The following is a 14,794-nucleotide window of genomic DNA, read 5'->3' as shown; positions in this document are numbered from 1 at the left end:
AATTTTCTGGAAGACTAAACGACGGTGGATTTAAAACTGACCAGCCTATAAAAAGGTCGAACGGGATACCACGATTCGTTAAATTGGTTGAAAATAATGGTTAAACAATGGCTAAAAGCTTCCACAATAATAAATAGTTGTACAGACTTCAAAAATAGGGTGCTGCTCCACCCGAATTTACGCCTGTGGACAAGTAAGAGCCGACTCTCTTGGCAGAAGCAGGAATCAGACCCTCTAGAAAATACTTCTAGTTGAATGGTGAAGCTTAGATAAGTTTAGCCAAGTTTTGTAGAGCAGTGTCAAAGTAAAACTTGATAGAGCAACCTCAATCAGGGTTATGTGGCTTCTGTGAGTTATTGCCTCAATCCCAAATGCCCGAATCCCTCCGATCCAGCCAACTCTGGCAAATCCGCGTGTATCCACTGCGGGTCAGAACTTTTGTTGCAAGGTCGATATCGGCTAGTCGCGCCTCTCGGAGGCGGCGGCTTTGGCAGAACATTTGAAGTGGACGACAACGGCGCCCGAAGAGTGCTCAAAGTCCTGCTCAAAGAACATCCCAAAGCTGTAGAACTGTTTAAGCAAGAAGCCGACGTATTGGTCAGGCTCAGACATCCAGGTATTCCAAAAGTCGATCGCGACGGTTATTTTATATTTACGCCAGCTAACAGCACAGAGGTTTTTCACTGTCTGGTGATGGAGAAAATTGCTGGGGCCAATTTGCAAGACTGGCTGAAACACCGGGGCCGCCCCATCAGTCAAGAACAAGCTGTGAACTGGCTCAAACAACTGTCGGAAATTTTAGACCAAGTTCACCGCCTCAACTATTTCCATCGGGATATCAAGCCGCACAATATTATGTGCAAGCCAAACGGGCAGTTAGTGCTGATTGACTTCGGGACTGCTCGGGAAGTGTCGGCGACTTATTTCGCTAAGGTGGGCCAGGGGCAAAATGTGACTGGTATTGTTTCCCCCGGCTACACGCCGCCGGAACAAACTAATGGCAAGGCTGTTCCGCAGTCGGATTTTTTTGCTCTGGGGCGCACTTTTGTTTATTTGCTGACTGGAAAGCCGCCGACTGCGTTTCCAGAGAACCCGCGCACGGGCAGATTAATGTGGCGCAAAGGAGCTCCTCATGTTTCCGACGCCGTGGCTAATGTAATCGATTATCTGATGGCGCCTTTTCCGGGCAATCGACCTCAAAGTCCCCAGATGGTTTTGCAGTGCTTGGAGGAAATTAATCTCGACGGCGGGGAAACTCAGTTGCCCACTCAGTTGCCGACGACGGGGCAAACTAAAATTCGCGCAACTGCCGGGGAGGCGGGGGCGAAGAAGCAGACTTCTGTAAACCGCCTCAGACCTCTGAATTCGGGATTGAACAAGACCGAGAAAGATGTTTTTGATTGGAAAAAGAAGTTGCTGGCGGGCACGGCTGTTTTGATGGTGAGTATTGGCGCGTCTCAAATTTACGGTTCGCTGCGTTACGGGGTGTTTCCAGCAAACCCGGTGTGGCTGCTTTCTACTTTACCTAGCACTCATTTTTTGCAAAGAAGTCTGGATAATGTCGGGAGTGTAAATGCGATCGCCCTGTCCCCGGACGGTCAAACTTTGGTGAGCGCAAGCTTTGGGACGATTAGAATTTGGAATGTGAGGACGGGACGCCTGGTGCGGACTCTCAATTCGGTGCATTCTAAAAAATCGGTCAACACGCTGGCGGTGAGCCCGAACAGCTCGATTTTGGCCAGCGGCGGCGGCGACAAGAATGTGATTCTCTGGGATTTGAAGACGGGGCGACGGATGCGGACGATTGCGGCTCACACAGCCGCCGTCAACGCGATCGCTTTTAGCAGGGACGGTCAAACTCTCGCTAGCGGCAGCGATGACAAAACTATTCGCTTGTGGAACGTCAGAACCGGCAGCAGGTTGCGGACTTTGAGCGGCCACGCCGGAGGAGTAAACGCGATCGCTTTGAGCCGGGACGGTAAAACTCTCGCTAGCGGCAGCCAGGACAAGACTGTGCGTTTGTGGAATCTCGGTACCGGAGAAGTCAGAAGAATTATCACAGGTCACGGGGGCCCGGTTAATGCTGTGGCTTTTAGCCCGAACGGGCAAATTGTGGCTACTGCTAGCACCGACAATACGATCCGTTTGTCGAACGTGCAAGACGGGAAGCGCACCCGCACTTTTAAAGGGCATGCGAGCTGGGTGAGGACGATCGCCTTTAGCGCGGACAGCCGCACTTTGATCAGCGGGGGCGGAGATATTATAGTTTGGGATTTGAAGACGGGAAAAGAAAGAAGCAGTATTTCGGGTCACAGTCAGTTTGTGAGTTCTGTTGCTATTTCCAGAGATAGCAAGACTTTTGTGAGCGGCAGTCCCGATCGCACGATTAAGATTTGGCGAATGCCATAGTTCTACTATTTTAGATTTTAGATTTTAGATTGAAGAGTCGAGGCGAGCTAGAAATCCCATCCCGACTCCGACGTGGAAGTCTGGGCCTTGCCCGCCCTACAACTGTTATACCATTTCTCTAAAATCCTGCAACACTCTTCGACCCCCCCTAGCCCCCCCGCTGCATTGCGGGGGGAACAAGAATACTGTTGCATTCTTTTTTAAAATTGGTATTACTTGCCGCAATTGGCAAAAGTAGAAAACAGGTTAAATTCTGTAACCCTCCACGCTTGCCATGTCTGCGCGCCCGCAAAAAGACTGTACCTAGTTATGCTTTTATCGCTGTCAACATAACTTTGCCAACTTAATGAAGCAACAGTTGGATACTGGGCTGGAAACTCCCCTGGTATAGGACTTACTTGCGAGCTCATGTTCCATCCTACTTGCTTGCTAAAATCTTGAATTTGACCTTCGCAAGTGCGACAGTTAGAACCGCCGACTTTCTGCCAAATCTCTAACTGTGGAGTCAATCCATATTTGCCGTTGCTCGATTGCATCCACATTTGATCGATCGCGCGGAGGTTCGGACAAGACAGATTGGCGGGGTTGTTGCGGATCAGAGAGACTGTTTCTTGATCTGCTTCGTACCATTTTTTGGCTTCTAATAAGGATTGAAGTTTGCTAAATTCGCTGTTGCTTTCTTGTGAATTAGCGGTAAATGCTGGTTGCAAAACTGCCAGAAATGTGCCTATTAATGCGAGTGATTGTTTGCCAAGTTTAATCATGTTCCCTGAGTAAAAGTGATTTAACAAAGGACAGTTTACCATCTATAGACCGTGTTTGCTTGCCTCTCCAATCAGATTCAAACCCCCTAAATTACTCTTAAAAAATGGGACTTTGACGCTCATTCTCCCCCCTTATTAAGGGGGGCCGGGGGGGATCTCCGGGGAAAGAAAACACGCCCTAGACCGAGATGAAATCTTCAGAGCCGATGAAATTGGGAGCAACGCCTGTCAAAGCAGCTAAAACTTCACCGCTGCTGGCTACTGTAATTAATGTGCCGTTAGTTCCAGGGGAAATTGATAGCTGTCCGAAGGTCAAGCCATTGATTAATTGCACGGTATCTTGAGAGTTGGTGAAATCAGAGATTGTATCAACTCCCAATCCCGCACCTAAAACAAATACATCGTTGCCCGCGCCGCCGACGAGAATATCGTTTCCTAAACCGCCGTTGAGAGTGTCAAAACCTTTGCCGCCAGACAGGTTGTCGCTGCCGCCTCCCCCGACAAGGATATCGTTGCTTCGCAAACCCGTAAGTGCGTCATCGCCGTCTAAACCGTTGATATTATCGCTGCCGGGAGTGCCTATCAGGTTGTCGTTGCCGTTCGTGCCGTTGATGGCGTTTGGAGAGTTATTGATGCCGCCTGAAGCGTTGCCGGTGTCAGAAACGAAGATGTCGGTGGTGTTGTTGGTATCTCCCGGCACGAGGTTGGCGGCGTTAGAATCAAACGTCACTTTCTGCCCGTTGGCCGAGATGGAGGTAGAGAAGGAGATGTCGTTCCCCTGATTGCCTGCTGAGTCAACTGAGACGCGGGTGGTTGTGTTGGCGCGCGTGTCGCGCACGAAGATGTCGCGACTACCGTTAGTGTCACCAGGCACGAGGTTGGCGGCAGCAGAATTAAACGCCACAAACCGCCCGTCGTCGGAAATAGAGGCAATCGCGAAGGAATTGTTGTTCGCCTGATTACCTGCTGAGTCAACAGAGACGCGGGTAGTGGTATTGGTTGACAAGTCCCGCACAAAGATGTCGGTGTTATTGTTAGTGTCTCCCGGTACTAGGTTGGCTGCTATAGACGAAAACGCCACAAACCGCCCGTCTGCCGAGATGGAGGGGAACCCGGACAACCCGTTCCCCTGATTGCCTGCTGAGTCAACAGAGGCGCGGGTGATGGTATTGGTTAATAAGTCGCGCACGAAGATGTCGGTGCTACTGTTAGTGTCTCCCGGCACGAGGTTGGTGGCATCAGACGAAAACGCCACAAACCTCCCGTCACCGGAGATGGAGGTAGAGATGGAATTGTTGTTCCCCTGATTGCCTGCTGAATCTACAGAGACGCGGGTGGTGGTGTTGGTTGACAAATCGCGCACGAAGATGTCGTCCCTAATGTTGGTATCCCCCGGCACGAGGTTGGATGCTGTCGATACAAACGCCACAAACCGCCCGTCTGCCGAGATGGAGGGCTTGCTCAAGGGGGGGTTGGAGATACCATTCCCCTGATTGCCTGCTGAGTCAACAGAGACACGGGTGGTGGTGTTGGAGCGCGTGTCGCGCACGAAAATATCTCGGCTGCCATTAGTGTCTCCCGCTACTAGGTTGGCTGCATCAGATGCAAACACCACAAACCGCCCGTCGCCGGAGATGGAGGGAACGTAGGATTCGCCGTTCCCCGGATTGCCTGCTGAATCCACAGAGACGCGCGTGGTGGTGTTCGTTAATAAGTCGCGCACGAAGATGTCGAGGCTAGCGTTACTGTCTCCCGGCACGAGATTGGGGGCACGAGATGCAAACGCCACAAACCTCCCGTCACCGGAGATGGAGGGATCGCCGGAGCCATTGTTCCCCTGATTGCCTGCTGAGTCAACTGAGACGCGAGTAATGGTCATAAGCCCTGATATTTAAGAGTACAAGTTTGGATATCCCTGCGGTTGATGGAAATTATTCAATAAGCAGCTCTCAAAGTCAATTCATAAAAGTCATAACTTTGAGTTCATAAAAGCCATATTTATCAACAAATGTTACCAACACTCGACAAAATAGCCAAACTCATATGCAGTCAGCGAGCGAATGATACTTGCTCCAGAATTAAGGAAGTTTTCTGTATGGCCAAATCTAATAACTAATTCCCCGCCCGTTTTTGGCAAATTCCTCAACAGTTTGCTGGGACAATTCGTGGACTGTCAATGCCTGCAACAGGTCAAAAGGCAATGTCAAATGATGTGCGCCAGCTAATAAAGTCTTTACCGCTTCTTCCGGCGATTTAATGCTAGCTGCCAAAATCTCCGTATTAGTTCTCTGCAACACATTTGCCATATCCCGCACTAAGGCAAAACCGTCTCCCAACAATCTGGTGGCGCGATTCACGTAGGCGATCGCATATTTTGCCCCCGCTTCTGCTGAGACAACTGCTTGTGAGGCGCTGTATATCGCCGTCACCGCGCAAGGAATTTCCGGTGACAAATGCGCGACTGCTTGGAAACCCGCAGCCGTTGCGGGAACTTTCAACACTGTTTGCTGTCCAATTAATTCAAAAGCCGCTTTTCCTTCTGCTACCATGCCATCAACATCAGATGCCATTAGCTGATAATACACTTCCCCAGGAATCAGTTGTGCCAGTTGTTTAAGGGTTTGCTCAGGAGGTAACTCGCTTTTTGCCAAAAGTGTCGGATTAGTAGTAATTCCCGCTATCCATCCGAACTTGCTCGCCCGTGCGGCTTCCGCTACAATTGCAGTATCAACATAAATGGCCATCGGCTCTACACCTTCAGTTTGTTAATAATTTCCAGACACTTGCTTTCAGATTGAGATAAATCCGAGCAAAATTAATTGTTAAGCTTTAACAATATCAGAATCTCGGAAATATTACTGTTAAGTAAATCTAACAATTCAGTGATGTGCATCATCGGTAGTAGTGCGTGATTTTTGAATTTAACAGGACTTAGGCTCAGAAATCCCGTTTATTACAAAAAATTGGTGGAGGACGACCTATCTGTGAATAAATCAGCTTTATGAGGAAAATTGGCTAAGTGCTATTTAAGATAGCTAACAACTGAAATCAAAACTTTTAAGTCAGTTGGTAACTGCGATTGTCGGATAAGGAAAACTTGACTCGCCAAATCCCGGATACAAAGAAATTACATTTGTATTAAGGGTTATATATGCAATAACTCCAGGATGTGACTCAGAAAATGACAGAAGAAAAAAATCAGCAGCCACAAGTCAGCCTTGAGACATCTTCTGAACAACCTCAGTTGGAACAGTCAGCAGAAACCGCTGAAGAATTATCGATAAATCTTAAGTCTGAAACTCTGGCTCAATCAGTTGAAAATAACGCCGAAGACCGTTTGAAGGCTCTAGGCCGCTTAATGATGGTGAGCCTAACGTGGTCGCTGGCGGGACTTTCCAAACGCGAGTAAGTTATGGAACACTACCGCAACGGGCAAGTTATGATTTGTGAGTTTTGTTGTAAGTTTTGTTTAACTCAAAACTTACCACTCCCGGACTTACATGATGTCCGGTTAGTTGTAAGAAAATCCGTTTTTAGTGAAGACTTTAGTTTGTGTTTTAAGGACTAAAGTCTTCAACAGATCACTCATATCATGTCCGAGCGATTAACCATAATATCCTGGTCGGGGCGGGTTTTTGAGATTGTCCTTTGTTGGCAGGTATTGTTGGTGAACCCGCCCCTACAAAAATCACGATCGCTCGACCGGACATGATATCATAACTTTTCTTTAATTCCTTCAAACGGCCCCAAAAAAGTCGGTTCGGGACGGGTAACGCGCACTTCCCAAAGTGCTTTGATGACTGCCAAAAATTCGCGAAAACTGTAGCGAATCATGCCCTTTTGGGGAAATTTGCCCCAATCCGGCGTTCCTAAGCCGATCGCCTCTATTCCCAATCGGCGGCAGGTATAAACAGCGCGGGCTAAGTGAAATTTTTGGGTAACTAAAACAGCCTGCGTTATGCCAAAAATCTCTTTCGCCCGGTAGCAACTTTCATAGGTGCTAAATCCGGCATAATCGAGAACGATATTATTAATCGGTACGCCCTGGGCTTCGGCGTAGTCCTGCATTGCTTGGACTTCGTTGTAATCGACGGTGCTATTGTCTCCTGTCATCAAAAGTTTGTCCACTCGCCCCGCTTTGTACAAATCGACGGCTGCTTGCACTCGATCGGCTAACATGGGGCTTGGAGTGCCGTCTTCCCAAAGTCCGGCACCAAAAACTATAGCAATGGGTTCAGCAGGCACGTTAGCTATATCGCTGTGGCGGTAGTTGCGGGTAACAAATCGGACGTAGTAGTTGAGGGCTAGGGGTGTGAGCACTGAGGTTAATATTAACAGCCCGATGGCAAAGCGCCATTGAAATATAAAGGATTTAGGCAACATAAATTCAAGTTAACTTCCTATATAATTACACGAACAGGCATCTGCGCGGGTGTAAAAATTGTCTAGTTACCTAATTTACATTATTATATTGAAAAAAATATGATTCACCAACAGCCCAACTTTGAATTGCTGGAATCATTTTTATGGGAACCCAAAAACGGCTATTTTTTGCTAGACAGACATCTTCAAAGATTAGAGCGATCGGCTGATTATTTTAATTTCCCTCTATCGCTAACAGAAACAAGCAAAGCTTTACAAGCATTAAGTATGACTTGCCGATCAGTCAAACACAAAATACGGTTAACAATATCTTGTGATGGTAAAATAACATTACAAGCTCAGACACTAGATAGCGGTATCTTAAAAATCGGTGCATCTGTGGGAATTGCCCGCCAACCGATCGACTCTCAAAACCCATTTCTTTACCACAAGACAACTTACCGATTGCCTTATACAATGGCTTTGGAGTCGCAGCCCCAATATCAGGATGTCTTTCTGTGGAATCAAGATGGAGTGATCACCGAATCCACGATCGCCAATATCGCGATCGATACACCCGCAGGTCTAATCACACCTCCCCTCAAGTGCGGTTTATTACCGGGGACGTTTCGTTGTCAACTTTTAGAGGAGGGAAAAATCAGAGAAGAATTAATTACCTTAGATGATTTGCGCCGTACCGAAACTCTATTTCTCATTAACTCCGTTAGGGGTTGGATGCGCCTCAAAAAAGAAGCAAGCCGAGATGTTTGGAAAGTTGTCAGTAATTACTGAGATAACGCTTTCAATAGATTTTAGGAGGGTGCGAACTGTGCACCTTACTACAGAATTGACATTTTGCGTAATTCCTGAAAGTGTTAACCAGAGTGCAATCTATTATGAAAAAAATACAACCTTGGCATTGGCGACAGCTTCCCCTAAATCAGCGCAGCGGATCGGAGATTTTTCAAATTTTATTTCTCGGTAAAACCGCCGACAGTGCAAGCTCTATATCGGATTGTTCCCCCCGCGATATGGCTGTTCTGCTAGAAAGTCCAGTTACATCTTCTACTAACTTAGCACGATATTCTATTTGTGCAGGTTCTCCCCGGATAATTGATGGTCAATCTCAGCTATGGACACCGCCAGTAGGTGAGATTTTACCTTTTTTGCGCGCTCTTGTGGACTCTCAAAAGCAAAATTTAGCAGTGGATGTACCGCCGGAAATTCCTTTTACGGGGGGTTGGTTGGGATGGCTAGGTTATGATTTAGCATGGGAAATCGAACACCTGCCCCAACTCAATACCGATCCGCTTCCTTTCCCGGTTAGCTGTTGGTACGAACCAGAATCTTTTGCGGTTTTAGACCATCAAACGCAAATTCTCTGGTTGGCTGCGAGTCAACCTTCTCACCTCGATGTTATGCAGCATCAATTAGAGCAAACTAAGCCAGAAATAATCGAGAATAATTTACCGGAAAATTATCAACAAAATTCGGCTACTCCTATTTTCCAATTATCTCAGAGTGAGTATAAAGAAATAGTGCGGAAAGCTCAGAAGTATATTCATGCGGGCGATATTTTTCAGGCTAATTTATCTTTGCGGTTTGAAGCCCGTACAGATTGCAGTAGTTGGTCAATTTACCGCGCTTTGCAACGGATCAATCCTTCGCCTTTTGCAAGTTATTGGCAAACTCCGTGGGGGGCGATAGTTAGTTGTTCGCCGGAAAGACTGGTTCAATTATTAGGAAACAAAGTGGATACTAGACCGATCGCGGGAACGAGACGGCGAGGTTTAACCTGCATTGAAGATGAGCAGTTAGCACAGGAATTAATAGAAAATATCAAAGAAAGAGCCGAACATATTATGTTAGTTGACTTAGAGCGCAACGATATCGGGAGGGTGTGTGAATGGGGCTCGGTAAAAGTTAACGAATTTCTGACGATTGAACGCTACAGTCACGTGATGCACCTCGTCAGTAATGTTATCGGTACATTAAGAGGAGATTGCGACGCGATCGACTTAATTCGAGGGGTATTTCCGGGCGGTACGATTACAGGTTGTCCGAAAGTGCGCTGTCTGGAAATCATCGAAGAATTGGAACCAGTGAAGCGCAATTTATTTTACGGTTCCTGCGGTTATTTGGACTGGCGCGGCAACCTGGATTTAAATATTTTGATTCGCACCCTTTTATATGCACCAAAAAGTGACGGTACGACGGGGGGAGTTGTTTGGGGACAAGTAGGTGCGGGGATTGTTGCTGATAGCGATCCAGAAAGGGAATGGCAGGAGTCGCTGCATAAAGCTCAAGCTCAAGTTAATGCTTTGAAATTAGCAGAAATATTTGATTATAGCCTTTCTCAGTAACATGAGGTGTTCTTGGGCATTGGCCAAACAGGGCATTGGGCATTGGCCAAACAGGAAGAGTACCTTACTTTCCTGAGAACCGCTATAGTTTTTTTAGCGATCGCACTGTGAGTCATATCAATTCCGGCAGTAAGACCGGAATGATATCAAATCCGCGCTTCATCGTTGGGCGTAAAGTCGAATCCCGATGCAACAAATAATTCGCGCAATTTTCATTTTTTTTACTCACAGTCAACAGTCAACAGTCAACAGTCAACAGTCAACAGTCAACAGTCCTATGTGTATTGATTGTCCGAACCAACGGCCTGGGAAATCGAATTAAATCCTTTTTCTTCTAACTTTTGCAACAACCCTTGTAGAATCCGGCGCACCATCCAAGGCCCTTCGTAAACCCAACCAGTGTAGACTTGAATTAAACTCGCACCGGCGGCTATTTTTTCCCAAGCATCTTCGGCGGTGAAAATGCCGCCAACTCCAATTATGGGTAATTCGCCTTTTGTATATTGCCAGATAAATCGGATTACTTCTGTCGATCGCTCCCGCACAGGAAGCCCGCTAATTCCCCCGGCTTCTTCGGCGATTGGTTGGCCTGTTTCTGGCAATATTTGTGTTTTCAATCCGTCGCGGCGGATGGTGGTATTGGTGGCGATAATTCCTGCTAGTTGGTAGGTTTTTGCTAAGTCGAGGATTGATACGAGATCCTCGGACTCCAAATCCGGCGCAATCTTGACTAAAATTGGCTTGATTCCCTGATTTTCTTGTTGCAACATTTCCAAAATTGTGGTAAGCCCAGCAGCATCTTGGAGCGATCGCAACCCCGGCGTATTCGGAGACGAAACGTTGACTACAAAATAGTCGCCCCAATCTTTCAGCAGCTTAAAACTCTCCAAATAGTCGGCTGCTGCCTGCTCTAACGGTGTTACCTTAGATTTACCGAGATTGATGCCCAAGGGGAACGGAGACTGAGGCATGGGGCGCTGGGCATCGAGTGGGGACTTTTTCTGTGCTGCCTGAAACCGGGCTGCCATTGCCGCGGCTCCTTGATTGTTAAATCCCATGCGGTTGAGGGCTGCACTGTCCTCCGTCAAGCGAAACAAGCGAGGTTGGGGGTTTCCCGGCTGTGGTTGACAAGTGACAGTGCCGAGTTCGGCAAAGCCAAAGCCAAAATTTGCCCAAATGTCAGCAGCTACGCCGTTTTTATCAAATCCGGCGGCCAAGCCGACAGGATTGTTAAAGCTCAGTCCCCACAAAGATTGTTCGAGGCGAGAATCTTGGACTCCCAAAGATTTCTGCAATCGGGAGAGCATTTGGCTGGTTGCAGGGTTTGACTGGGTTCTGGCTGCAAGTTCGAGAAATTGGAGAGTGCGGTTGTGCAGCCACTCGGCATCGGTTTTCAATACGGAAAACAACAGCGGGCGTACACTTGATTGATAAATATCCAAGGATTTGTACTGGGGCAATTTACAAATTAGAAAGGAGAAGGGAAATAAAAATATTCACGAGCAGACAGTGAAGGTGAGGTTGTTACTTCAACTTCGATCGACTTTATCCAATGTTTGAGATTGAAGGATAAGTTAGACGATTATATTATAAGTTGACTCTTGGGCATTTTAATTTTTTGAATTTTTAAGCTAGTAATTTTAAATTAGACAAGGTGCGGGGAAGCTTGGAAATGGGGCAGCAGCAAAGACCAAAGGATTTAGACGAACAAATCGCGACCCTAGAGCGCGTTCTCCTGACTCTCCGAGAAGAGGAGAATGTTGAAGTGCTACTTTCAACCACACTCGGTTACTTGCAAGCGGAATTTGACTGGCCGTTGATTTGGATCGGGTTGTACGATCGACAGGCCCACAGATTGTTCGGGAAAGGCGGCATAACTCCTAACGGCGACCTGTCTTTTCTCAAACAGCGGTTTGCCCTCACTCCGGGGGATTTGCTCGAACAAGTGGTGATTCAGCTCCGCCCGGTGGGAGTCCCGGATTTGCGATCGGAAAACCGAGCCGGAGAATGGCGCAAAGCAGCTCAAACTTTCAATATTCAAGGCACGACTCTGTTTCCGCTGCGCTACAAAGACCGCTGCTACGGCGTGATTTTGCTCGGCACAGAGGTGTGGGGAGCGTCGCCAAAGTCGGGGGAAAAAACGCAGTTGGCGATCGTATTTGGAGCGCTGGCAACTGCTCTTTACCAAATAGAAAAAGACTGGCAGCGACAACAAGTTAAACACCCAGATGAGTCTCTTTTAGCGCTGATTTCGCAGTTGGGGGAATTGCGATCGCTCGACCAATACTTGCAAGCGGTGGTCGAACAAACTCATGAATTTATCGAGCCGACGCGCACCAATGTTTATTGGTTCGAGCGAGAGCGACGCTATTTTTGGCGCCGAGTCAGCAACCGCGAAGTTACTCCGGGTTTGGGCGGGCCGGGCCGACCGGCTTCGGGCATCACCGTCCAAGACTTGGGCGAATTTTATCAGGCTTTGGGCCGGGAAGAAATGGTTTGGATCGGTGAATCTCAAAGTTCTCTGAAAACTGAGCTGACGGGGCGGTTGATGCAGCAAATCCGCGCTCGCTCTCTGTTGGCTGCGCCGATTGTTTCGGAAGGGGAATTGTTGGGATTTTTGGCAGTCGAAGCCGGCGAGCCCCGGATTTGGCAAGACAATGAAAAGCATTACCTGCGGGGAGTGGCGCAGTTAGTGGCTCTGACGGCTCCTATGTCGGAGATGGAGGAGAAAATTCAACAAACTGAGATCGATCGAGATTTAACTGCCGGAATAGCTCACGCCATCTACAGCGATGCTGACTGGGAGGCGACTTTGAAACATACCGCCGAACAGTTGTGCGATCGGCTCAAATGCGAATACTTTTTGCTGCTGCTGTACGGCGAAGAACAAAATCGCTTTGAAATTGTCTGCCAACATTTGCCCCGCAATCGCAGGCCAGTGCCGTCGCCACTCAACGCCCTAGATGTGGCTGACGTGGGGCGGTTGCAAGAAAGTGCACCTCTAGCTATTGAAAATTGGGAGGAAGACGGGCGGTTGGGCGCTTGGCGGGAAGTGTTGGGGGAAGCTGGAGTGCGATCGCTTTTGGCATCGAACACTAGGGCGAAAAAGGAACAGGGAGAAAACCCCAATCTAAAATCGAAAATCGCCAAGCGCAAATCGATCGAGGGTTTGCTGGTTGTCGGGCACAGTGCAACTCGCACTTGGAGGCGATCTGAGCAAGAATTAGTTCGGCTAGTGGGCGAACAACTCGGATTGATCCTGCACTCGTGGCAGCAGAGTTCGGCAATCGACAAATATCAGCAATTTGAGCGATCGCTCAAATCGGGTTTGGCGGTTTTGCACCATTCTCCTGATGAGCAATCTGAGCAAGAGATATCTGCTGCTTCACCGCCGATGTTCCCAGAGTTGCCGCTACAAAAGCTCGATCGTAACTTTGCTCAACACGTTTCCCAGACAATTTCCTGTCCTTTAGTAGCCGTAATTACTTGGAATCCCGGTGATGAGGAAGGTTCGATCGTGGCGACGGTAGCTGCTAATCCCGTATTTGCCCTCAATCCCGAGGCGGTGATTCCTGTCCAAACAGATGCTTTGATCCAACAAACCCTGGCTGCTAACTGCGTGGTGCAACAGAGCACGAGCCAACTGCCACTGGCGACAAAGCGGTGGCTCCGCAGTCCGGGAATTGGCGAGATTATGACGGTGGCGCTGCGGACGGCCCCAGAACACGCTCCGGTGGGCATTGTGGTGGCTGCAGACGCTCCGGGCCGCCAGTGGTCGGAGTTGTCGGTGAGTTTACTCAGCTCGATGGCGTCTCAGTTGGCTTGGTGGCGCAGGTATTTGGCGGTGCAATCTGCCGCCGAGTCGCAGCGATTGGATCTGGAGTTGCTCAACTGGTACAAACAGCGCCGTTTTGAGGAGTTTTACCGCACTGTGGGAGCGGGGGTGAAGGAGTTGGGGGAGTTGAGTCAGTCGATTTTGCAGTCGGTGAAGGAGCAAAAGGATGCTCTGAAAATTTTGCGCTACCAACAGGTTTTGCGGCAAATTGGCAATGCTTTGGGGTCAACTCATTTGCTGCTGAAACAGGAACATTGGCGGCTGCACTTCGCCCAAGATGCGGTAGCTGTGAGCGCTTGGCTGAGGCGATCGCTCGATCGAACGGCCTCCCTGGTCAAACAGTCGAAAGTCTTGCTGGATGTGCACAGAGAAACTGCTGTGTCGATGCCTGCAGGTCAGACTTTGAGCGTTCGCGGGGACTGTATCAAGCTGGATTTGATCCTGTGCGAATTGCTGGCGACGGCTTGCAGGCGCTCTGCTGCTGGCGCCAAGATTGAGATTCGCTCTCAGTTGTTGGGGGAAGATTTGTTAGAATTGTCTGTGATCGATAGCGGCGCGTGCGATCGACAGTTAATTGTTGCCTTCAACGGCGGTTCCGAACCCGATATATTAGCGGTTTCTAGTTCCCATAGGTCGATCGTGCAAAATCTCTTAATTTGTCAGCGAGCAGTAGACTTAATGGGGGGAAACTTTTCTATAGAAATGTTAGAAAACAATTTAATTGTCGCTCGTTTAGTGTTGCCCCTAGCCAATTCTTAATATTGCCAAATATTGTAAAAGTTCCAAGCTGCGATCGAGGATTGTAGGGGCTGGTTTCACCAACAATAATTGCCTAAAACCCATAATTTCATAAACCCGCCCCCACCCAAGGCTAAACCGCCATCTACCTCGCTGCGATCGAGGATTGTAGGGGCGGGTTTCACCAACAATAATTGCCTAAAACCCATAATTTCCTAAACCCGCCCCCACCCAAGGCTAAACCGCCATCTACCTCGCTGCGATCGAGGATTGTAGGGGCGGGTTTCACCAACAATAATTGCCTACAACCAATAATCTCATAA

At 48.3% G+C, this 14,794-nt stretch carries 10 protein-coding genes; 5 read left to right on the top strand and 5 right to left on the bottom strand.

What is annotated here, in order from left to right; all coding sequences use genetic code 11:
- Positions 1-339 precede the first annotated feature (339 nt).
- On the top strand, positions 340-2,409 hold the full coding sequence (locus tag QT992_RS23945) for a serine/threonine-protein kinase (protein WP_333315962.1): 2,070 nt from the start codon (positions 340-342) through the stop codon (positions 2,407-2,409).
- A gap of 212 nt (positions 2,410-2,621) precedes the next feature.
- Here the strand turns inward: QT992_RS23945 and QT992_RS23940 are convergent, their stop codons facing one another.
- From QT992_RS23940 to QT992_RS23930, 3 genes are all read right to left on the bottom strand, one after another.
- The gene (locus QT992_RS23940; protein WP_333315963.1) at positions 2,622-3,173 is read right to left on the bottom strand and encodes a GUN4 domain-containing protein; all 552 of its coding nucleotides are present in this window, start codon (positions 3,171-3,173) and stop codon (positions 2,622-2,624) included.
- A gap of 178 nt (positions 3,174-3,351) precedes the next feature.
- Entirely contained in the window at positions 3,352-5,052 is a 1,701-nt protein-coding gene (locus QT992_RS23935) for a calcium-binding protein (protein WP_333315964.1), read from the bottom strand.
- Between the two features lie 226 nt (positions 5,053-5,278).
- On the bottom strand, positions 5,279-5,917 hold the full coding sequence (locus QT992_RS23930) for a transaldolase family protein (protein WP_333315965.1): 639 nt from the start codon (positions 5,915-5,917) through the stop codon (positions 5,279-5,281).
- 437 nt (positions 5,918-6,354) lie between these two features.
- Between QT992_RS23930 and QT992_RS23925 the strand changes: the two genes are divergently transcribed.
- On the top strand, positions 6,355-6,582 hold the full coding sequence (locus QT992_RS23925) for a hypothetical protein (protein ID WP_333315966.1): 228 nt from the start codon (positions 6,355-6,357) through the stop codon (positions 6,580-6,582).
- Between the two features lie 305 nt (positions 6,583-6,887).
- Here the strand turns inward: QT992_RS23925 and QT992_RS23920 are convergent, their stop codons facing one another.
- Positions 6,888-7,556, bottom strand: a complete 669-nt coding sequence (locus QT992_RS23920; RefSeq protein ID WP_333315967.1) for an ElyC/SanA/YdcF family protein — start codon at positions 7,554-7,556, stop codon at positions 6,888-6,890.
- 99 nt (positions 7,557-7,655) lie between these two features.
- On the opposite strand from QT992_RS23920, the gene QT992_RS23915 reads away from it, so the two are divergent.
- Both QT992_RS23915 and QT992_RS23910 read left to right on the top strand, forming a co-directional pair.
- Positions 7,656-8,327 carry an aminotransferase class IV gene (locus QT992_RS23915; RefSeq protein ID WP_333315968.1) on the top strand — a complete coding sequence of 224 codons (672 nt, stop codon included), beginning with the start codon at positions 7,656-7,658 and terminating at the stop codon, positions 8,325-8,327.
- A gap of 104 nt (positions 8,328-8,431) precedes the next feature.
- Complete coding sequence (locus QT992_RS23910) at positions 8,432-9,898, top strand: anthranilate synthase component I (protein WP_333339862.1); 1,467 nt, start codon at positions 8,432-8,434, stop codon at positions 9,896-9,898.
- A gap of 275 nt (positions 9,899-10,173) precedes the next feature.
- Here the strand turns inward: QT992_RS23910 and QT992_RS23905 are convergent, their stop codons facing one another.
- Positions 10,174-11,340, bottom strand: a complete 1,167-nt coding sequence (locus tag QT992_RS23905) for a quinone-dependent dihydroorotate dehydrogenase (RefSeq protein ID WP_333339884.1) — start codon at positions 11,338-11,340, stop codon at positions 10,174-10,176.
- Positions 11,341-11,570: 230 nt separating this feature from the next.
- On the opposite strand from QT992_RS23905, the gene QT992_RS23900 reads away from it, so the two are divergent.
- A complete protein-coding gene (locus QT992_RS23900; RefSeq protein WP_333339864.1) occupies positions 11,571-14,492 on the top strand; it encodes a GAF domain-containing protein in 2,922 nt (973 codons plus the stop codon).
- Positions 14,493-14,794 lie beyond the last annotated feature (302 nt).

The organism is Microcoleus sp. T3_D1 (genome assembly GCF_036700405.1).
Classification (GTDB): domain Bacteria; phylum Cyanobacteriota; class Cyanobacteriia; order Cyanobacteriales; family Microcoleaceae; genus Microcoleus.
Note: the sequence above shows the minus strand (reverse complement) of the source record. Positions and strands in the feature narration are given on the sequence as shown.

What these genes read in the sequence shown, in the direction of transcription:
- QT992_RS23940 (WP_333315963.1), bottom strand. Translation starts at nt 3,173, where the DNA reads ATGATTAAACTTGGCAAACAATCACTCGCATTAATAGGCACATTTCTG.
- QT992_RS23935 (WP_333315964.1), bottom strand. Translation starts at nt 5,052, where the DNA reads ATGACCATTACTCGCGTCTCAGTTGACTCAGCAGGCAATCAGGGGAAC.
- QT992_RS23930 (WP_333315965.1), bottom strand. Translation starts at nt 5,917, where the DNA reads ATGGCCATTTATGTTGATACTGCAATTGTAGCGGAAGCCGCACGGGCG.
- QT992_RS23925 (WP_333315966.1), top strand. Translation starts at nt 6,355, where the DNA reads ATGACAGAAGAAAAAAATCAGCAGCCACAAGTCAGCCTTGAGACATCT.
- QT992_RS23920 (WP_333315967.1), bottom strand. Translation starts at nt 7,556, where the DNA reads ATGTTGCCTAAATCCTTTATATTTCAATGGCGCTTTGCCATCGGGCTG.
- QT992_RS23915 (WP_333315968.1), top strand. Translation starts at nt 7,656, where the DNA reads ATGATTCACCAACAGCCCAACTTTGAATTGCTGGAATCATTTTTATGG.
- QT992_RS23910 (WP_333339862.1), top strand. Translation starts at nt 8,432, where the DNA reads ATGAAAAAAATACAACCTTGGCATTGGCGACAGCTTCCCCTAAATCAG.
- QT992_RS23900 (WP_333339864.1), top strand. Translation starts at nt 11,571, where the DNA reads ATGGGGCAGCAGCAAAGACCAAAGGATTTAGACGAACAAATCGCGACC.